Here is an 18,593-nt window from a genome sequence, read left to right as displayed (position 1 = left end):
AACGCCGTCGCGACCATCGCGAGGGTGGGCGACGCGCTCAATATCGGTTAATGGCCGTGCGTTGGCGAAGTCGCGCATCCGATTGCATGTCGGTGCGAGCCAGGAGTCGGAATGTTTTCTTACATCATCTCGGGACTATCGGTGGCCTGCGACCTGGCATTGCCGGGCCTGATCGCCCTTCCCGACCTGCCGGCCGAGCCCGACGTCAGCATCCGCTCGGGCCAGGTGCCGGAGGCGCTGTCCGACGCATCCGGCGGCGGCCCGAACTGGTGGATCGCGGCCGATCGGTTTCTGATCGCGGTGCCCGGCATCATCCGCATGCTGATGGCCACCGGCAACCGCATCACCTATCAGCTCGAGCGCGACACCAGCCCGGCCGACGCCGCGATCTTCCTCAGCGGCACCGGCTTCGGCATCCTGCTGCAACAGCGCAAACGGATCGTGCTGCATGCCAGCGCGGTGCGGGTGCGCGACCAGGCGGTATTGTTCTGCGGCCCCTCGGGCGCCGGCAAATCGACTCTGGCCGCCGCGCTGGGAGATGCCGGCTATGATCTCGTCACCGACGATTTCTGCGGCATTTCGATCGAGGACGGCCTGCCGTGGGTGCAGCCCGACGGGCGGCAGCTGAAACTCTGGCAGAATTCGATCGACCGCCTGTCGCTCGCCGATCGCAAGACGGCACCGGTCCGCACGCGGCTCGAGAAATTCTACGTCGAACCGCGCGCCGCGATCGCGGCACCCTTGCCGCTGGCCGCCGTCTATGTGCTGCGCGAAGCCCGGCCGCCCAATGCGCCGCCGGGAATCGAGCGGCCCAACATCGTCGATGGCGCGGTGTTGGTCAGGACCAATGCGTATCGGCCGCAGCTGGTGAACCGGATGGGGCAACAGGAGCTCTATTTCCAGGCGGCGGCGACGATCGGGCAGCGCTCCGGCGTCTTCACGCTCACCCGTCCGCTCGACTTCAAGCTCTTCCCGACGGTGATCGGATGGCTGGAGACGCACTGGCGCGACCTCGGGTTGCTGGAGCGGGCGGCTTGAACCGGATCGTCTGGCTCGCCTCCTACCCCAAATCGGGCAACACCTGGTTCCGCCTGCTGGTGGCCAATCTGCAGCGCGACGTGCCGGTCGATATCAACGACGTGCCCGAACGCGGCGGCATCGCCAGCGCGCGCCACTGGTTCGACAATGTCATGATGTTCCCGGCCGGGCTGCTGACGCACGAGGAATGCGATGCGCTGCGGCCGCGCGTCTATCAGGCGATCGCGGCCGACCAGGAGTCGCAGGAGCCGGAGGAGGAGGCCGCCGAAACGCGGTTCGGCGGCGTGCGCTTCGTCAAATCGCACGACGCCTATACCTATACGACGGGCGGCGAGCCCTTGCTCGGCGGGCCTTCGGCGGCGGCGGGCGCGATCCTGATCGTGCGCGATCCGCGCGACGTCGCGCCCTCGCTCGCCAATCACAACAACCAGTCCGTGGACGAGGCGATCGCCTTCATGGGATCGGCGACCTCCAGCCTGTCCGGGCGCTCCGATCGACAGGTCAGCCAGCTGCGCCAGCAATTGCCGACCTGGGCCGGCTATAATGTCAGCTGGATCAACCAGGGCGACATCCCCCTCCACCTCCTCCGCTACGAGGATCTGCGCGCCGATACCGCCGGCGTGCTGCGCGAGGCGCTGGCGTTTGCCGGGATCGCGGTGTCCCGGGCCGATTGCGAGCAGGCCGCGCGCTTCGCCAATTTCGACGCCCTGAAGCAGCAGGAGAGCGAGCGCGGCTTTCGCGAGGCACCCCGCGCCAACCCGGCGGGCAAGTTCTTCCGCCGCGGCATCGCCGGGGGATGGCGCGACGAACTCACTGCCGAGCAGGTCGCGCGGATCGAGACGGATCAGGCTGTGATGATGGCGCGTCTCGGCTATGGACTAGTGCGCGATGACGAAAGGATGAAGGCGTGATCAGGCGTTCGGGAGACTGGCTCAGCGCGCGGGTCGGCGACGAGATCATGATGATGAGCGCGGCGCGCGGCAATTATCTCGGCGTCAACGAGGTCGGCGCGCGGATCTGGGAATTGATCGAAACGCCCAGCGACATCGACACGATCTGCACTACCTTGGTGCAGGAATTCGCGATCGACCTCGACACCTGCCGCGCCGAAGTGACCCAGTTCGTCAGCGAGATGGAGAAGCATGGCGCGATCGCCGTCGATCCTGCGTAAGCTGCGCACCCTCGCGGGCGTCGGGGCGAGGCGGCAATGGCTCGTCACGGAAGCCGCGGCGAGCATGCTCAGCGCACGCGTGATCGTGCTGCTGCGCCCGTTTCCGAAAGTGTCGGCGAAATTCGGCACCTTCGTGCCACCGAGCGACCCGCGCGTCACCGCGCACGGTGTAGGCGCGACACCCGAACAGGCGCGTATCGCGAAGGACATCGGCTGGGCCGTCGCCGCCGCCGCGCCGTTCATGCCGTTCCGTTCCGTCTGCCTGCAACAGGCGATGGCCGCGCACGCCATGCTCCGTCGGCGCGGGATCGCCAGCGTAATGCATTTCGGCGCCAGCCGCGGCGAGCAGAAACCGATCGACGCGCATGCCTGGCTCGATGCAGCGGGGGTCGAGGTCGTCGGCTATCCGGTGGCAAAGAACATGCCCGAACTGGGCTGCTTCGTCTGAGGGCTGGACGCGGCCCATCCCGGCGATAGAACGGCGCGGATCTTCAGGAGACAGGCATATGGCCCTCGCGCCGGCACACGACACGACCAGCGCCGACGCGGCGGAGCGGGGACATGACGAGCATGTCGATGCGCCCGATCTGCGCATCTTCGTCTTCGCCCTCTTCTTCACCTTCGGCGGCATCACCAGCCTGAACGACATCATCATCCCGAAGCTGCAGGAGCTGTTCACGCTCAACCATGCGACGGCGATGCTCGTGCAATCGGCCTTCTTCCTCGCCTACGCACTGTTCTCGCTGCCCGCCGCAGCGATCGTGCGCCGGCTGGGCTATATGCGCACCGCCTCGGTCGGGCTGCTTGTGATGACGGTCGGCTGCCTGTTGTTCATCCCGGCCTCGTCCTCGGCGATGTTCGGCATGTTCCTGCTGGCCTTGTTCGTGCTCGGCGCGGGAATCACGATCGTGCAGGTCGTCGCCAACCCGCTGATCTCGCTGCTCGGCAAGCCGAAGACGGCATCCAGCCGCCTGACGTTCGCGCAGGCCTTCAACTCGCTCGGCACGACGATCTTCCCCCGCGTCGGCTCCACCCTGATCCTCGGTGGTCTCGCCGGGGTCAGCGCGGCGTCGCTGTCGGGCGCGGCGCTCGACGATTACCGCGTGGCCGCCTCGCGCGTCATCGTCCACACCTATCTCGGCCTCGCGGTCGCGTTGCTGATCATCGCCGGCGTGGTATGGACGCGGCGCAACCGGCTGCAGGAAAAGCAGATCGCCGGCGTCGGCATGTTCCATCCGCTCACCCTGCTCAGCCGCCCGCGCTTCTCCGCCGGTGCGGCCTGCATCTTCCTCTATGTCGGGGCCGAGGTCGCGATCGGATCGATGATCGTCAATTATCTCAGCCAGTCGACCGTCTGGGCGGTCGATCGCCAGACGGCAGGCGATTATGTCGCGCTCTATTGGGCCGGCGCGCTGATCGGACGCTTCGTCGGTGCGCTCGCATTGCAGTTTTTCTCACCGGGCAAGGTGCTGGCCGGCGTCGCCACCGGCGCGATCGCTCTGGTCCTGCTCTCCGCCAATACCGATGGCGTCGTGGCCGGTTGGGCGCTGCTGGCGATCGGCCTGATGAACGCGATCATGTTCCCGACGATCTTCACGCTGGCCAGCGAAGGCCTCGGCGCGCGCGCCTCCGAAGGGTCGGGCGTCATCGCCACGGCCATCGTCGGCGGTGCGGTGATCCCGCCGCTCACCGGCTACGTCAGCGACGTGAGCCACAGTCTGGCCTTCGCGCTGATCGTCCCGGCAGCCTGCTACGCGGTGATCCTGGCCTACGGCCTCTACGCGCGAAAGCCTGTGGCTTAGGTCTCCACCCGGCCGGCATAATGCCGGGCGATCACCGCACAGGCGATCAGTTGGATCTGGTGGAACAGCATCAGCGGCAGCAGCACGACACCGACCTGCGCCGCCGGGAACAGCACGCCGGCCATCGGCACGCCGGAGGCAAGACTCTTCTTAGATCCGCAGAATTGCAGCACGATGGCGTCTTCCAGCCTCAATCCCATCAGCCGCCCCAGCGCCCACGTCGCCAGCAGCACCAGCGCCAGCAACACGGTGCACAAGCCGAAGATGATCGCCAGATCGGTCGGCGACAGGCGATGCCACAACCCGCCGACCACCGCCGCGCCGAACGCGCTGTAGACGACCAGCAGGATCGACCCGCGATCGACGATCGACAGCACCGCCTTGTGCCGCGCCACGAACCCGCCGATCAGCGGCCGCAACAGATGCCCGGCCACGAACGGCACGAGCAGTTGCAGCACGATCGTCTCGATCGACGCCAGAGAGATGCCGCCGTCGCCCTGCATCAGCAACGCGACCAGAGCCGGCGTCACGATGATGCCGAGCAGGTTGGAGAAGGACGCGCTGCACACCGCCGCCGCCACATTGCCGCGCGCGATCGCGGTGAAGGCGATCGAGGATTGCACGGTCGAGGGCAGCAGCGTCAGGAACAGCATCCCCGCCGCCGCCGGACCGCTAAGGAACGGCAGCGTGCCGAGCCCCAGCCCGAGCAGCGGGAACAGCACGAACGTCACCCCCAGCACGGCGAGATGCAGCCGCCAGTGCCGCACGCCGTCATAGATCGCCGCGCGCGACAGCTTCGCCCCGTGCAGGAAGAACAACAGAACGATGCCCACATCGGCGGCGACCGAGAACATCTCGGTCCACGCGCCCCGCGCGGGCAGGAATGTGGCCAGCACCACGGTGCCGAGCAGCATCAGGATGAAGGGCTCGAAGATCGAGAGGATACGACGCATCATGCCCGCCGATGTCCGCGAGCCGGCCGGCGCCGTCAAGCCGCAAGCAACGCTTGCCCGATGCCCCGCACGCGCATAGTCCATGCCGCCATGACATCGCCAAAGACGCGCCTCCGCGCCCTGCTCGCCACAACCCTCCTCGCCGCCTGCGCCGCTCCGCTGCTGGCCCAGACCCCGCCGCCCGTCGCGCTGCCCGGCGACGGGCCGGAGGACGCCAAACTCAAGCAACTGTTCCACGACAGCGACGAAGCCGGCCTGAAACGCAACCCGATCGGCGCGATTTTCCGCGGCGACCTGCGCTACGCCGACCGGCTCGGCGATTTCTTCTCCTATCAGGCGATCGATGCCGAGCGCGCCGCCGGGCAGGACGATCTGCGCCGCCTGAACGCCATCGACCGCACGAAGCTCACCCCCACCGACCAGATCGCCTACGACGTCTTCCGCCACAGCACGGTGATCGGCCTGAAGGGCATGACGCCAGATATCGTCGCGCTCACTGCCGTGCGCCCGCTCGATCATTTCAACGGCGTCCAGGGTTTCTACCCCGATTTCGCCTCGGGGCAGGGTGCCGCGCCATTCAAGACCCTGGTCGATTATGAGAACAACCTGAAGCGCAACGTGCAATATGCCGCGCAGCTCGACCTCGCGATCGTACGCTTCCGCGAGGGTATGAAATCCGGCGTGGTCCAGCCCAAGCTCGTCGTGCGCAACATGATCGAGCAGTTCGACAATATCATCAAGGAGGGCGTCGAAGGATCGACCTTCTACGGCCCGGTGAAGAAATTTCCCGAAGGCATTTCCGCTTCCGATCAGGCGCGGCTGAAGACGGCGTACGCCACGCAGATCCGCGACGTACTGATCCCCGCGCATCAGCGGATGCGCGATTTCCTGGCCAACACCTATCTCGCCGCCGCGCGCGACAGCGTCGGCCTGTCGGCGATGCCGGGCGGCGCGAAACTGTACGACTACCTGATCGAATCGAGCACCACCCTGCCGCTCAAGGCCGACGAGGTGCACCAGCTCGGCCTGTCCGAAGTCGCGCGCATCCTGAAGCAGATGGAGACCCAGAAGCAGAAGGTCGGCTTCAAGGGCACGCTGCCGCAATTCTTCGAATTCCTGCGCACCGACAAGCAGTTCGTACCTAAATCGGCCGACGATCTGCGGTTGCGCTACGAGGCGATCGGAAAGCGCGTGGATTCGCGCGTGCGCGAGCAATTCTCGCTGATCCCCAAGTCGAAACTCGAGATCCGCCCGGTCCCGGCCTACAAGGAAAAGACCGATGCCGGCGGCTCCTACCAGCAGGGCACGCCGGACGGCTCGCGGCCCGGCGTGTTCTTCTACAACACCTACGATCTGCCATCGCGTTACATGTGGGAGATGGAAACGTTGTTCCTCCACGAAGCGGTGCCGGGGCATCACTTCCAGATCAGCCTAGCGGCGGAAAACGAGAAACTGCCGGCCTTCATGCGCTTCGGCGGCAACACCGCCTATGTCGAAGGCTGGGCGCTCTATGCCGAGAGCCTGTGGCCGGACCTCGGCATGGAGACCGACCCATATCAGCGCATGGGCGGCCTGAACGACGAGATGCTGCGCGCGATGCGCCTCGTGGTCGATACCGGCATCCATTCCAAGGGTTGGACCCGCGATCAGTCGATCGCTTATATGATGGCCAATTCCCCGATGGCCCGGACCGACGCCACCGCCGAGGTCGAACGCTATATCGCCATTCCCGGTCAGGCGCTCGCCTACAAGATCGGCCAGTTGACGATCCTGCGCACCAAGGCGAAGGCCAAGGCGGCGCTGGGCGCGAAGTTCGATCCGCGCGCGTTTCATGCCGAAGTGCTCGATACCGGATCGTTGCCGATGCCGGTGCTGGAAAAGAAGATCGACGACTGGATCGCGCGTACGAAGTGAGGCTCACCTCCTTTCTCCGGTCGTGCTGAGCCTGTCGAAGCACTGCCCTTCTTTTCCACCGTCGAGAAGAAAGGCATTGCTTCGACAGGCTCAGCACGGACGGGCTATGGGAATACCGGCTGGCTAAAACACAGCCTAAATCTGTCGCAACGCCCGCGCCGGCCGCGCACTCAGGATCGGCCACGCCCCGGCCAGTCCAATCGCCACGGTCAGGCCCAGTCCGGCGAACAAGGTCGTCGCCACCACCAGCGGATCGGGTGCCCAGGTGAAGCTGAACAGCCCCACCACGACATACCACGCTCCCGCCAGCCCAATCCCGACCGCGACCAGAGCCACGACACTGCCCAGCAGTAGATATTCGATCACCTGTCCGGCCAGCAGTTGCATCCGCGTTGCGCCCAGCATGCGCAACACCACCGCATCATAGGTCCGCGCCTCCCGCGCCGCCGCGATCGCGCCGATCAAGACCGCGATTCCCGCCGCGATCGCCACGCTGGCGGCGGCGGCGATGGCGGCGGCGACCTGCCCGACCAGATCCTGCACCTGCGCCAGCACGCCGCGCACCTCGATTACCGACACCGAGGGAAACGGCCCAAGCAAGGCCCGCGTCACCGCATCCTCGCGACCCTTGGGGAGGTCGATCGTCGCCGCCAGATTATGCGGCGCGTCGATCAGCGTGTTCGGCGAGAAGACCAGCACGAAGTTGAAGCCCAAAGTATCCCACTCGATCCGCCGGAGCGAGGCGACGCGCGCGGTACGCTCCACGCCGAGCAGGCTGACGGTGATCGCATCGCCCAGCTTCAGGTCGAGCGCCTGCGCAAGCCGCTCGTCCACCGAGACCAGTGGCGGCCCGGCATAATCCTTTGCCCACCATGTGCCGCTCACCAGCGTACTGCCCTCGGGCAAGGTCGCCGCATAGGTCAGCCCGCGTTCGCCGCGCAGCGCCCAGGCCCCCTCCGGCAGCGTCTTGAGATCGGCGACGCGCACGTCGCGATACGCTGTGATCGTGCCGCGCAGGATCGGCACGGTGCGGATCACGGCCGCGGGCGCGGCCCTGGTCACCACGCGGCGGAACTCCGCCTCACGCGGACGCGGCACGTCGAGAGCGAACAGGGCCGGCGCGCGGGCCGGCACGGTCGTCGCGATATTGGCGTCGATGCTGGTGCGGATCGCCGCCAGCAACACGAACAGCGTCAGCCCGAGGCCGAGCGCGACGACCAAAGCCTCGGTCCGCGCGCCCGGCCGATACATTGCGGTCAACGCCAGTCGGATCAGCGGCCGGCGCGGGCGTGGTGCACGCGCGGCAGCGATCCGGACGAGGCGGCCCAACCCCGCCAGCAGCAGCAAGGTGCCCGCGACGGCGGCAAGGAACATCGCCGCCAGCCCCGGTTGCTGCGACGTCCCGATCGCCAGCGCGATCGCCGCCAGCCCAGCCCCGAGTGCGACGATCCGCCCGCGCCACGACGGTGCGCTGAGCGGGGCGAGCGCGCCGCGCAACAGCCCGGCGGCGGAGGTGCGGCCGGCCGCGGCCAGCGGCGGCGCGGCGAAAGCCACCGCGATCAGCACGCCATACGCCGCCGCCCGCACCAGCGGCCACGGTTCGATCGGCAGGTCGGTCGCCACCGGCAGCACGCTCCCGAGCAAACGCACCAGCACCGGCACCGCCGCCGCGCCGACCAGCAGCCCGCCAACGATCCCGACCAGCGCCGCCACCGCGATCTCGATCGCATAGATTCTCGCGATATCCGCAGAGGTGGCGCCCAGCACCTTCAGCGTCGCGATCCCGGCGCGTCGCCCGGCCAGGAACGATCCCACGCCATTGCCAACGCCGATCCCGGCGATCGCCAACGCCGCTAGGCCGACCAACGTGAGGAATTCACCCATCCGGTCGACGAAGCGCGACGCCCCCGGCGACGCCCGGTCGCGCGTCTTGCCCTCCCAGCCACCGGCTGGAAACGCCTTGCGGAAATCGGACACCACCGTGGCGGGGGTGCGAAATAGGGGCAGGCGCACACGATATTTCGTGGCGTACAGGCTGCCCGGCTGGATCAATCCGGTCGCCGGCAGCGCGGACATCGGCACGATCGCCACCGGCCCAAGCGTGAAGCCCTCGCCCAGCCGATCCGGCTCGTCGGCGATGATCCCGCCGACCGCGATGCTTGCCGCGCCGATCCGGATCGTCGCGCCGCGCTTGAGGCCTAGCCGATCGGCCAGCGATCGCCCGATCCACGCCTGCCCGGCGGGCGGCGCGGCGACGTACCGCCCGTCCGTCAGCTTCACCGCGCCGTAGAGCGGATACGCCCCATCCACCGCCTTCAGCTGGATCGGCGCCCCGGTCGCGCCGGCAAGCGCGTTGGCCTGCATCCTAACGGTTTCCGAAACCTGCCCCAGCCGGGCCATAGCCACGCGCTCCGCCGGCTCGGCCAGCCGTTGCGACGTCGCGAACTCCACGTCGCCACCAAGAATGCTCGCCCCGCGCGAGGCCAGTTCGCCGCCGACCGCATCGGCCAGGCTGCCGATCGCCGCCAGCGCACCGACGCCAAGGAACAGGCAAGCCACCAGCAGCCGGAGCCCGCGAAAACGCCAGTCCAGTTCGCGCCGCGCCAGTCCCCAGGCAAACGACCAGCCCATCAAACCACCCGCCCGTCGGCCAGCGTCACGACCCGATCGCAACGCTCCGCCAGCGCGCGATCATGCGTGATCACCACCAAGGTTGCACCCAGATCGGCACGGCGATCGAACAGCAAATCCATGATCGAAGCACCGGTCGCGGTATCGAGATTGCCGGTCGGCTCGTCGGCGAACACCAGCGGCGGACGCGGCCCGAGCGCACGGGCGATCGCCACGCGCTGCTGTTCCCCGCCCGACAATTGCGCAGGATAATGATCCAGCCGATGCCCCAGCCCGACCGCCGCCAGCTCAGCCTCCGCCCGTGCCCAGGCATCGGCGCTACCGGCCAGTTCCATCGGCACGGCGACATTCTCCCGTGCCGTCATCGTCGGTAACAGATGGAAAGCCTGCAATACGATGCCAATCCGCCCGCGCCGCGCATGGGCCAAGGCATCCTCGTCGAGCGATCCGAAATCCAGCCCGGCGACCAGCACCTGTCCCGCGCTCGCGCGTTCCAACCCGGTCAGGATCGCCATCAGTGACGACTTGCCCGAACCCGACGCGCCGAGCAAAGCGACGCTCTCGCCCGGCACAACGGACAGGTCCACGCCGCGCAGGATCGCGGTGTCGCCCAGCGTCAACGTGACATTGCGGGCGTCGATCACCATAGAAGGTTCGGTCATGTCGGAGGATTTGCCTTGGTCGGAGCATTGCCGTTGAGCCGATATGCGGTGGCGTTCGCGCTTATCCAAGCCCTGTTCCTCTCGGCTTTGTTGTCTGCCTGCGGTGGCCCCGCCCCGACGCCCACGCCCACGCCCACGCCCTCGGCAAACCCGATGGTGGCGAAAGTGGCGCGACCCGCGGGTCCGGAACGGCTCATTCTCGCGTTCGGCGACAGCCTGTACGCCGGCTACGGGCTCGATCGCGGCCAAAGCCTGCCCGATGTCGTACAGGTCCGACTGCGGCGCGACGGGATCAACGCGACGATCGTCAATGCCGGCGTCTCCGGCGATACCAGCGCGGCGGGGCGGCAGCGTCTGGCCTTCGTGCTCGACAATCTGCCACGCAAGCCGGACCTCGTCATGCTCGGCCTCGGCGGCAACGACGTCCTGCGCCAGATCCCGCCGACCGAAACCCGTGCCAATATGGCCGCGATGCTGGACGAACTGGAGAAACGCGGCCTTCCGGTCTTGCTCACCGGCATGAAGGCGCCGCCCAATCTCGGTCCGGAGTACGTCGCCGCGTTCGATCGCATCTGGCCGGAGCTGGCCGCGTCGCACAAGGACACGCTCTACCCCTTCATCCTCGACGGCGTGATCGGCAATCCTGCGCTCATGCAAGGGGACCATGTTCATCCCAATGTTCAAGGCGTCGCCCGCATCGCCGACAAGCTTGCCCCGCTGGTGGGTGGGCAGTTCAAGGACCGCTGAGCCGTTGCCGCAGCCTTCTATGAAGCGTAAGTCTCGGACCATGGCGCATCAGGCGAGGGCCTCCCAATGAGCTTGAGCGACACCCGCGCCGACCAGATGTTCCCGACCTTCGACGCCGTGCAGATGGAGTCGGCGCAGCGCTTCGCCAGCGGCCCGGCGCGGAGCTTCGCGGCCGGTGAGCACGTATTCAGGATCGCCGACGAACACAGCCCGGCCTGGCTGGTGCTGGACGGGTCGATCGAGGTCGTCCGCCGCGACGGGCTGAACCATGAAACACCGATCGTCACCTATCATCGCGGCCAGTTGACCGGCGAAGTCGCGCAATTGTCCGGCCGGCCGGCACTCGCCGGCGGGCATGCCGGGCCAGAGGGTTGCCGTGCGCTGCCATTCGACGCGGCGCATCTGCGCGCGCTGATGATCGGATCCGCGGACATCGGCGAGATCGTCATGCGTGCATTGATCCTGCGCCGCGTCGGGCTCATCCAGGAGGGCGCAGGCACGATCCTGATCGGCGTGCCGGGCAGCGCGGACATCACGCGCCTGCAGAACTTCCTCAACCGCAGCGGCCATCCCAATCTGGTGCTCGACGTGCGATCCGACGAGGAAGGGCGCGCCTTCGTCGAGCGCGCCGGCGTCCTGCCGCAGGAATTGCCCCTGGTCGTGTGCCCCAACGGCGCGATCCTGAAGCGGCCGAGCGAAACCGAGATGGCGGCCTGCCTGGGCCTGACGCCCGAACTGGCTCCGGACGCGCTGTACGACGTCGCGATCGTCGGTGCCGGCCCCTCCGGCCTGGCCGCCGCGGTCTATGCCGCGTCCGAAGGCTTGTCGGTGATCGTGCTGGACGAACATACGATGGGCGGACAGGCCGGCGCGTCGGCCCGGATCGAGAACTATCTCGGCTTCCCGACCGGCATTTCCGGACAGGCGCTGGCCGGTCGCGCCTTCAACCAGGCGCTGAAGTTCGGTGCCGAAATGGCCATTCCGCTCGGCGTGAAGCAATTGGAATGCGCCGACGCGCACGGCGCGGGATCGCCCCTGTCGCTCCGGCTTGCCGACGATCAGCGCATTCGCGCGCGCACCGTGATCGTCGCGTCCGGCGCACGCTATCGCCGGCCCGACATCGCCGAACTGTCGAAGTTCGAAGGCGCCGGCGTGTCGTATTGGGTATCGCCGACCGAGGCGAAGCTGTGTGACGGCGAGGAGGTCGCATTGGTCGGCGGCGGCAATTCGGCGGGGCAGGCGATCGCGTTCCTCGCGCCCAAGGTGAAGCGGTTGCATCTGATCGTCCGGCGCCCTCTCGCCGCGACGATGTCGCGCTACCTAATCGATCGGATCGCCGCGCTGCCCAACGTCACGATGCATGTCGGAAGCGAGATCGTAGGACTTGAGGGCGACGCCGCCGGCGCGTTGCAGGCCGCGACCTTCCGCCGCGTAGCCGACGGCACCATTTCGCGCTGCACGCTGCACCACGTCTTCCTGTTCATCGGTGCCGATCCCAATGCCGGCTGGCTGGAAGGCTGTGTCGAGACCGACGACAAGGGTTTCATCGTCACCGGGCGGACCGGCCGGCCGCTGGAAACGAGCCTGCCCGGCGTGTTCGCGATCGGCGACGTCCGCGCCGGATCGACCAAGCGCGTGGCATCGGCGGTGGGCGAAGGCGCCGCCGTCGTCGCGCAGATCCACGCCACGCTCGCCGAGCATTTCCCCGCGGCGTGAGCCGGGAACCCTATCGCGGCCTGTACGCGATCGTCGCTTGGCCCGTGGCGCGCACCGGCATGAACAGCCCCTGCCCGGTCACCGCCAGCGTGCCGTTCTCCACCTTGGTCACGTCCGCCGAGAGCAGGAAATCGCCCTCGCGCCGCGCACCGATCGCCTTGCGCGCGGACGCCAGCACCTTCGCGTAATCCGGCGCGAAATCATGCGTCAGGCCCTGCGCGATACTGTCGCGGATCGAGGTGTCCTTGAACAACGCGACGAGCAGGTTGGTGATGCTATTGTCGGTGTTCGTCGCCAGGGTCAGATCGCGCACGCGCACGAGCTGCGAATTGGCCACATTGTAGGGCACGGCGGTCAACCAGACCTCGCCCTTGGTCGACAGCAACGAATTCTGCTTCGCCTTCGCCTCGGCGACGACGCCGACCGCGAGATGTCCGCCATCGGTGGCATAGACCGTGACCTTGCCGAACGTGACGTCGACCGGCCCGACACCGGCGAGCGTGATGCCCTTCTGCGCACGCTTGAGCAGAGCACGGCGTACGACGGGTTCCAGCTGCGCATAATCGGCCAGTACGGGGATGAAGAAATTGAGCCCACGCTGACCGATCGCGGCGGCAGGCGGCGGCAAGGGCGTGACGGCGGGATCGGCCGGCCGATCGCCCACGAACGTCTCCGTATACGCCTCGGCCGACAGCAGCAGTTCCAGATTGCGCCGCTGGATCCGGTAGCCGCCGAACCCGATCCGCTTTGGCGTGATCCGCATCCACGCCGGCGGGCGTTCGCGGTTGAGCATGATCGAGGTGAAACCCTGCTTCCAGGCGCCGGCCAGCTTGGCGCGGAGGTTCAATTTGTCGAGTTCGCGCGGCAGCGTCTGCTCGAGCCTGGCGATCACCGGCTTCAACCGTGCATCGGCCTTGCTCACGAATTCGATCCGCTGGCCGAGGAAATCGACCCCCGGCGGGGTGGTCCAGTCATAGGCGATCGACACCCTGGCGGACGGGCGCCAGTTTCCGACGATCGACAGCCGCGCGACGGCATGGACGACGGCATCGCCGGTCGCGGTCTTCGACACCACGCCGCCGACCTTCTGCGCCGCGATCGCCGCGTGGATCGGCATCGTGATCGTCAGCCGATCGCCGCTTCCGCCGAGCGTGATCTTGCCGCGCCGCACATCGCCGACGATGCGACAGCCAAGGTTCGGCACCACCTTCAGCCTGGCGATGCCCAGATCGACGCGCTTCTCCCCGACGCATGTGTCCAGCCGCTTGTCGATGCCCCACAGGCGGCGCGGCAGTTGCTGTTCCAGCGCGCGCTGCAGATCGTCGAGCGAGCTGGAAATCGGCACGACGATGGTCGAGGTCTGGAGCGGAAAATCCGGCGCGGTCTCCACCTTGGGCGGCGCGGGCGACGTGACCGAATGGCTGCACCCGGTCGCCAGCAACATGCCCGACATCGCCAGCAGATATGGAGCGCGCAAGCCCATCCCCTTTTCAAAGCCCCCCGGCCCAACGCCGTCAACCGCGCTAAACGCTGATGCGGCGCGAAGTTCCCATGTCGGCCAACGATTGTCGAACCGTCTTCGTATCACGCAAACCGCATCCGCAAAGGCCTGCTTTGCCCCGGCGAAGCATTTCTATGAATTCCCATCGTGTGAGTAGGATATGCTCAGGGTCGGAGGCAGCAATGACCGCGCAGCAGACCGACACCCGCCACGACACCCGGGCGGTCACCGTCAAGGAATTCTCGGTCGGCGACGCCATTGCCGATCTGCGCGCGGCCCGCGAAGATTGGCGGGCGCGGCAGGACGAAGCTCGCGACGTCGTCAGCTTTCCGTCGCGTGCGGCGTTGGAACAGATCGTGCGGCAATTGTCCGCCGCGCTCTACCCGCGCCGGCTGGGCCAGTTTCGCGGCAACCTCGCCGACGAAGACAATTTCGTCGCCGCCAAGCTGCTCGCCGCGCTGACCGACCTGGAACGCGAGATCGGCAACGAACTGGGCTATTGGCAGCCCGAGGCGGGGCTGTTCGATGCCGATCAGGCACCGGCGATCGTCCGGCTGTTCGCCGCGGCTCTGGGCGATATCAGGCGGCTGGTGGACAGCGATGTCGAGGCGGCCTTTCTGGGCGATCCGGCGGCGCGCAGCGTGGACGAGATCCTGGTTTGCTATCCCGGCGCGATCGCCAGCCTGCATCACCGCATCGCGCACGAACTGAACGCGCTGGGCGCGCCGATCGTCGCGCGGCTGATCTCCGAACTCGCCAACGAACGCACCGGCATCGACATCCATCCCGGCGCGACAATCGGCGAGAGCTTCTTCATCGATCACGGCACCGGCGTCGTGATCGGCGAGACCGCGATCATCGGCGCGCGCGTGCGGCTGTACCAGCATGTCACGCTGGGTGCGCGCAGCCCGATCGGCGCGACGCCGCACGACGTGCGCGAACGCCATGCCCGCCATCCGATCGTCGGCGACGATGTGGTGATCTATGCCGGCGCGACGATCCTCGGCCGCGTCACGATCGGTGCGCGATCGACCATCGGTGGAAATGTCTGGCTGCTGTCCGACGTGCCCGACGACAGCGTGCTGGTGCAGCCCGAGGCGCAGCGACTCGATACCGAAGCCGGCCTCGCGCTGCGCGACGTGCTCTTGCGGGCGGCTTCGGCATGAGCGCCGAGCGCGCCACGCCGCGCCCGATCGTCGGCGTCCTGTGCTGCAACGAGGCGGTCGTTCGCCCCGTCCAGACCGTCGCCACCCGCTTCGTCGCGCCGCTCTCGCGCTTTTCCGATGCGACGGTGGTGCTCGTGCCCGCGGTGATCGAGGCGGTCGATATCTCCGCGATGGCGATCATGCTCGACGGGCTGTTGCTTACCGGATCGCGCTCCAACGTCGCGCCGGCCCGCTATGGCGGCGCGCCACTGCCGGCCGGGCAATGCACCGATCCTGAGCGCGATGAGGTGGCGCTGGCGCTCGCCGGCAAGATGATCGAGGCGGGCAAGCCGGTGTTCGGCATCTGTCGTGGCCTGCAGGAGATCAACGTGCTGTTCGGCGGCACGCTCTCCACCGATGCCTGTCACGGGCGGCATCACCGCGGATCGTGGGACGGGTGCTTCGACGAACTGTTCGGCCATTGCCACGATGTCGAGCTGAACGACGCCGGTCTGCTCGCGCGCGCCACCGGTCGGCGGCGCATGTCGGTCAATTCGGTGCACGAACAGGGCATCGATCGGTTGGGCGGCGGCCTGTCGATCGAGGCGATCGCGGCCGAGGACGGGTTGATCGAGGCGATCTGGGCACGGCCGTGCGGCGCGGACGTGCTGGCGGTGCAATGGCACCCGGAATGGAATGTCGATCGATCGGCCGAAAGCCGCGCGTTCTTCTCGCTCGTCGGCAGCTCGCTGCGCGCATCGGTCGCAGCATGACGATCATCTCACCACCGAAGAAGGAGTTTCCATGAAGAAGATCAATCTGGCCCTGCCGATCCTGCTCGGCACCGCACTGACGGTATCCGCCTGCGCGAAGCAGGACGAGACGACCAACATCACGTCGAGCGACGTCGTGCTGAACGACGAGAGCCCCGTGACGGACGGCAATTTCGCCGGCGGCGCCGATCCGCTCGCCGACAATGCGGCCGGCCCGGACAATGCCGTCGTCGACAATGCCGCGGGCGAACTCGGCAACGGCCAATAGGATTTCCCGCCGAGGCGGCACCGAAACACGCCGGGTAAGCTCCCTAGCGTAACCTCCGGCCCGACAGCGCCCCTGTCGGGCCGTTTTTATGTCCAGCGAATGGCGGTTGCGCGGGCACGGCGATCGGGCATGATGCTCCGGCCTTTATCGAAGGAGCCATCCGTGCGTTTGTCCCTCGCCTTCCTGATCCTTGCCGCGACGCCGGCCGTCGCGCAGCAGCAGCCGAACGCCGCGCCCGCCGACGCGCCGTCGCGCGTGTTCACCGGCGCGGATCTATTCGGCCTGTCGATCGCCGCCGATCCGCAGATCAGCCCGGACGGACGCTCGATCGTCTATGTGCGGCGCTCCGGCGACGTGATGAACGACCGGATGCAATCGTCGCTCTGGCTGATCGATGTCGCGTCCGGCCGCCAGTCGCCTTTGGTTGCGCAAGGATCGAGCCCGCGCTGGTCGCCGGATGGCACGCGCATCGCCTATGCCGCCGGCGACGGCAGCGGATCCCAACTGTTCGTGCGCTGGATCGCGAGCGGGGCCAGCGCGCGGGTGACGAGCTTCCCCGGCGATCCGCAGGCGCTCGCCTGGTCGCCGGACGGCACGCGCCTGGCCTATGTCGCGACCGTGGCGGGCGAGGCGACGACGCTGGGCAAAGCGCCGCCCAAGCCCGAGGGGGCGAAATGGGCCGAGCCGCTGACCGTCATCGACCGGGTCAATTATCGCAACGACGGTCCCGGCTACGTCAAGCCGGACCGCGACCATCTGTTCGTCGTCGCGGCGGATGGAGGCGCGGCGCGGCAATTGACGTTCGGCGCGTTCGACGATGGCGGGCCATTGTCCTGGACGCCCGATGGCCGGGAGATCGTGTTCGCCGCGATCCGCGGTCCCGAGGCCGAACGGCAGGTGATGAATTCCGACGTGATCGCGATCGACGTGGCGAGCGGCGCGCTGCGCATGCTGACGACGCGCGACGGGCCGGACGGCCAGCCATTGGTGTCGCCGGACGGCAATCGCATCGCCTGGCTGGGGTTCGATGACAAGAGGCGCAGTTACGAGAATGCGCAGCTCTATGTGGGCGATCGCGATGCCGCCGGCCCGCGCTCGCTCACAGCATCGCTGGATCGCGGGATCGAGGCCACGGCCTGGGCGGCGGACGGGCGCAGCCTGTATGCCAGCTATGACGATCATGGCCGCCGCCGGATCGCGCGCATCGGCCTCGACGGGAAACTTTCGCCGCTGATCGACAATGTCGAGGGCGGCGGGCTCGACCGGCCCTATACCGGCGGCGAGTTCTCGGTCTCGCGCGGCGGCACGATCGCCTATACCGGCGGCGATGCCGGCGCGCCCGCCGACGTCTGGGTGTGGAGCGGCGGCAAGCCGCGCCGTCTGACGCAACTCAATGCCGTGATGACGGCGTCCAAGGCACTGGCTCCGGTGCGCAAGATCGCAGTGACGGCCCCCGATGGCCGGTCGATCGACGCGTGGCTGGCGACGCCACCGGGGCGCACGGCCGGACAGCGCGTTCCGCTGATCCTCGAAATCCATGGCGGCCCAAACAGCGCCTATGGCCCGAGCTTCGCGACCGACGTGCAACTCTACGCCGCCGCGGGTTATGCCGTGCTGTGGACCAATCCGCGCGGATCGACCTCCTACGGAGCCGAATTCGCCAACCTGATCGACAAGGCCTATCCGTCGGCCGATTACGACGACCTGATGGCCGCGGTCGATGCCGCGATCGCCGACGGGACGGCGGATGCGAACAACCTGTTCGTCACCGGCGGATCGGGCGGCGGCGTGCTGACCGCCTGGATCGTCGGCAAGACCGACCGGTTCAAGGCCGCCGCGACGCAGAAGCCGGTGATCAACTGGGTCAGCGAGGCGCTGACGATGGACAATACGTTGTTCACGTCGCGCTACTGGTTCACCAAGCTGCCGTGGGAGGATCCGATGAGCTATTGGAACCGGTCGCCGCTGAGCCTGGTCGGCAACGTCAAGACGCCGACCCTGGTGGTGGTGGGAAGCGAGGATTATCGGACGCCGGTTTCCGAATCCGAGCAATATTATGCCGCGCTGCAGATCCGAGGCGTACCCACCGCGTTGGTCAAGCTGCCGGGCGCGAGCCATGGCGGCTTCACCTCGCGGCCGTCGCAATCGGCGGCCAAGGCCTCGGCGATCCTCGCCTGGTTCGATCGCTATCGCGCGTCCGCCGCGCCCGCCCCCGCCCCTTCCCCCGCCCCTGCCCCCGCCATCGCCGGCAAGCAGTAAGAAAGTGATTCCG

Annotated in this window: 16 protein-coding genes; 12 read left to right on the top strand and 4 right to left on the bottom strand. The window is 67.6% G+C overall.

What is annotated here, in order from left to right; translation table 11 throughout:
• The first annotated feature begins 111 nt into the window (after positions 1-111).
• The 5 genes from ASG11_RS05720 to ASG11_RS05700 are packed head-to-tail and all read left to right on the top strand — an operon-like array spanning position 112 to position 4,011.
• Positions 112-1,038, top strand: a complete 927-nt coding sequence (locus ASG11_RS05720) for a hypothetical protein (protein ID WP_055776301.1) — start codon at positions 112-114, stop codon at positions 1,036-1,038.
• Positions 1,035-1,949 (top strand): sulfotransferase domain-containing protein, encoded by a 915-nt coding sequence (locus tag ASG11_RS05715; protein ID WP_055776299.1) that lies wholly within the window; start codon positions 1,035-1,037, stop codon positions 1,947-1,949. Before ASG11_RS05720 ends, ASG11_RS05715 begins: the two co-directional genes overlap by 4 nt.
• A complete protein-coding gene (locus ASG11_RS05710; protein ID WP_055776297.1) occupies positions 1,946-2,209 on the top strand; it encodes a PqqD family protein in 264 nt (87 codons plus the stop codon). Before ASG11_RS05715 ends, ASG11_RS05710 begins: the two co-directional genes overlap by 4 nt.
• A complete protein-coding gene (locus ASG11_RS05705) occupies positions 2,181-2,657 on the top strand; it encodes a lasso peptide biosynthesis B2 protein (protein ID WP_055776294.1) in 477 nt (158 codons plus the stop codon). The genes ASG11_RS05710 and ASG11_RS05705 overlap by 29 nt, the downstream gene beginning before the upstream one ends.
• Before the next feature lie 58 nt (positions 2,658-2,715).
• Entirely contained in the window at positions 2,716-4,011 is a 1,296-nt protein-coding gene (locus tag ASG11_RS05700) for a sugar MFS transporter (protein WP_055776292.1), read from the top strand.
• Here the strand turns inward: ASG11_RS05700 and ASG11_RS05695 are convergent.
• A complete protein-coding gene (locus tag ASG11_RS05695; protein WP_055780366.1) occupies positions 4,008-4,967 on the bottom strand; it encodes a bile acid:sodium symporter family protein in 960 nt (319 codons plus the stop codon). The genes ASG11_RS05700 and ASG11_RS05695 overlap by 4 nt on opposite strands.
• 87 nt (positions 4,968-5,054) lie before the next feature.
• Here ASG11_RS05695 and ASG11_RS05690 point away from each other — a divergent pair, with 87 nt between their 5' ends.
• Positions 5,055-6,878 (top strand): DUF885 domain-containing protein, encoded by a 1,824-nt coding sequence (locus ASG11_RS05690; protein ID WP_055776289.1) that lies wholly within the window; start codon positions 5,055-5,057, stop codon positions 6,876-6,878.
• Between the two features lie 135 nt (positions 6,879-7,013).
• On the opposite strand, the gene ASG11_RS05685 is transcribed toward ASG11_RS05690, so the two are convergent.
• Positions 7,014-9,509, bottom strand: a complete 2,496-nt coding sequence (locus ASG11_RS05685) for an ABC transporter permease (protein ID WP_055776286.1) — start codon at positions 9,507-9,509, stop codon at positions 7,014-7,016.
• Complete coding sequence (locus ASG11_RS05680) at positions 9,509-10,171, bottom strand: ABC transporter ATP-binding protein (protein WP_055776281.1); 663 nt, start codon at positions 10,169-10,171, stop codon at positions 9,509-9,511. The genes ASG11_RS05685 and ASG11_RS05680 overlap by 1 nt, the downstream gene beginning before the upstream one ends.
• A 165-nt stretch (positions 10,172-10,336) precedes the next feature.
• Here ASG11_RS05680 and ASG11_RS05675 point away from each other — a divergent pair, with 165 nt between their 5' ends.
• Entirely contained in the window at positions 10,337-10,918 is a 582-nt protein-coding gene (locus ASG11_RS05675) for an arylesterase (RefSeq protein ID WP_236697398.1), read from the top strand.
• Positions 10,919-10,984: 66 nt separating this feature from the next.
• Positions 10,985-12,634: an FAD-dependent oxidoreductase gene (locus tag ASG11_RS05670; protein ID WP_055776273.1), complete on the top strand. Its 1,650-nt coding sequence runs from the start codon at positions 10,985-10,987 to the stop codon at positions 12,632-12,634.
• 10 nt (positions 12,635-12,644) lie between these two features.
• Here ASG11_RS05670 and ASG11_RS05665 read toward each other — a convergent pair whose 3' ends face one another.
• A complete protein-coding gene (locus ASG11_RS05665; RefSeq protein ID WP_236697397.1) occupies positions 12,645-14,111 on the bottom strand; it encodes a DUF4403 family protein in 1,467 nt (488 codons plus the stop codon).
• Positions 14,112-14,317: 206 nt separating this feature from the next.
• On the opposite strand from ASG11_RS05665, the gene epsC reads away from it, so the two are divergent.
• The 4 genes from epsC (at position 14,318) to ASG11_RS05645 (ending at position 18,580) form a co-directional block, all read left to right on the top strand.
• Positions 14,318-15,301 (top strand): serine O-acetyltransferase EpsC, encoded by a 984-nt coding sequence (gene epsC / locus ASG11_RS05660; protein ID WP_082472615.1) that lies wholly within the window; start codon positions 14,318-14,320, stop codon positions 15,299-15,301.
• Positions 15,298-16,053, top strand: a complete 756-nt coding sequence (locus ASG11_RS05655) for a gamma-glutamyl-gamma-aminobutyrate hydrolase family protein (protein WP_055776267.1) — start codon at positions 15,298-15,300, stop codon at positions 16,051-16,053. The genes epsC and ASG11_RS05655 overlap by 4 nt, the downstream gene beginning before the upstream one ends.
• A 31-nt stretch (positions 16,054-16,084) precedes the next feature.
• A complete protein-coding gene (locus ASG11_RS05650) occupies positions 16,085-16,321 on the top strand; it encodes a hypothetical protein (protein ID WP_055776265.1) in 237 nt (78 codons plus the stop codon).
• A 132-nt stretch (positions 16,322-16,453) separates the two neighbouring features.
• Positions 16,454-18,580, top strand: coding sequence for an alpha/beta hydrolase family protein (locus ASG11_RS05645; RefSeq protein ID WP_082472786.1), 2,127 nt, complete (start codon positions 16,454-16,456; stop codon positions 18,578-18,580).
• Positions 18,581-18,593: the final 13 nt, after the last annotated feature.

Source organism: Sphingomonas sp. Leaf357, assembly GCF_001423845.1.
Classification (GTDB): Bacteria; Pseudomonadota; Alphaproteobacteria; order Sphingomonadales; family Sphingomonadaceae; genus Sphingomonas.
This window is presented reverse-complemented; position numbering and strand designations above follow the sequence as displayed.

Excerpts from the sequence above, each read along its gene's own strand:
- ASG11_RS05720 (WP_055776301.1), top strand. The coding sequence starts at position 112 with ATGTTTTCTTACATCATCTCGGGACTATCGGTGGCCTGCGACCTGGCA.
- ASG11_RS05705 (WP_055776294.1), top strand. The coding sequence starts at position 2,181 with ATGGCGCGATCGCCGTCGATCCTGCGTAAGCTGCGCACCCTCGCGGGC.
- ASG11_RS05700 (WP_055776292.1), top strand. The coding sequence starts at position 2,716 with ATGGCCCTCGCGCCGGCACACGACACGACCAGCGCCGACGCGGCGGAG.
- ASG11_RS05695 (WP_055780366.1), bottom strand. The coding sequence starts at position 4,967 with ATGATGCGTCGTATCCTCTCGATCTTCGAGCCCTTCATCCTGATGCTG.
- ASG11_RS05690 (WP_055776289.1), top strand. The coding sequence starts at position 5,055 with ATGACATCGCCAAAGACGCGCCTCCGCGCCCTGCTCGCCACAACCCTC.
- ASG11_RS05685 (WP_055776286.1), bottom strand. The coding sequence starts at position 9,509 with ATGGGCTGGTCGTTTGCCTGGGGACTGGCGCGGCGCGAACTGGACTGG.
- ASG11_RS05680 (WP_055776281.1), bottom strand. The coding sequence starts at position 10,171 with ATGACCGAACCTTCTATGGTGATCGACGCCCGCAATGTCACGTTGACG.
- ASG11_RS05670 (WP_055776273.1), top strand. The coding sequence starts at position 10,985 with ATGAGCTTGAGCGACACCCGCGCCGACCAGATGTTCCCGACCTTCGAC.
- epsC (WP_082472615.1), top strand. The coding sequence starts at position 14,318 with ATGACCGCGCAGCAGACCGACACCCGCCACGACACCCGGGCGGTCACC.
- ASG11_RS05655 (WP_055776267.1), top strand. The coding sequence starts at position 15,298 with ATGAGCGCCGAGCGCGCCACGCCGCGCCCGATCGTCGGCGTCCTGTGC.
- ASG11_RS05650 (WP_055776265.1), top strand. The coding sequence starts at position 16,085 with ATGAAGAAGATCAATCTGGCCCTGCCGATCCTGCTCGGCACCGCACTG.
- ASG11_RS05645 (WP_082472786.1), top strand. The coding sequence starts at position 16,454 with ATGCTCCGGCCTTTATCGAAGGAGCCATCCGTGCGTTTGTCCCTCGCC.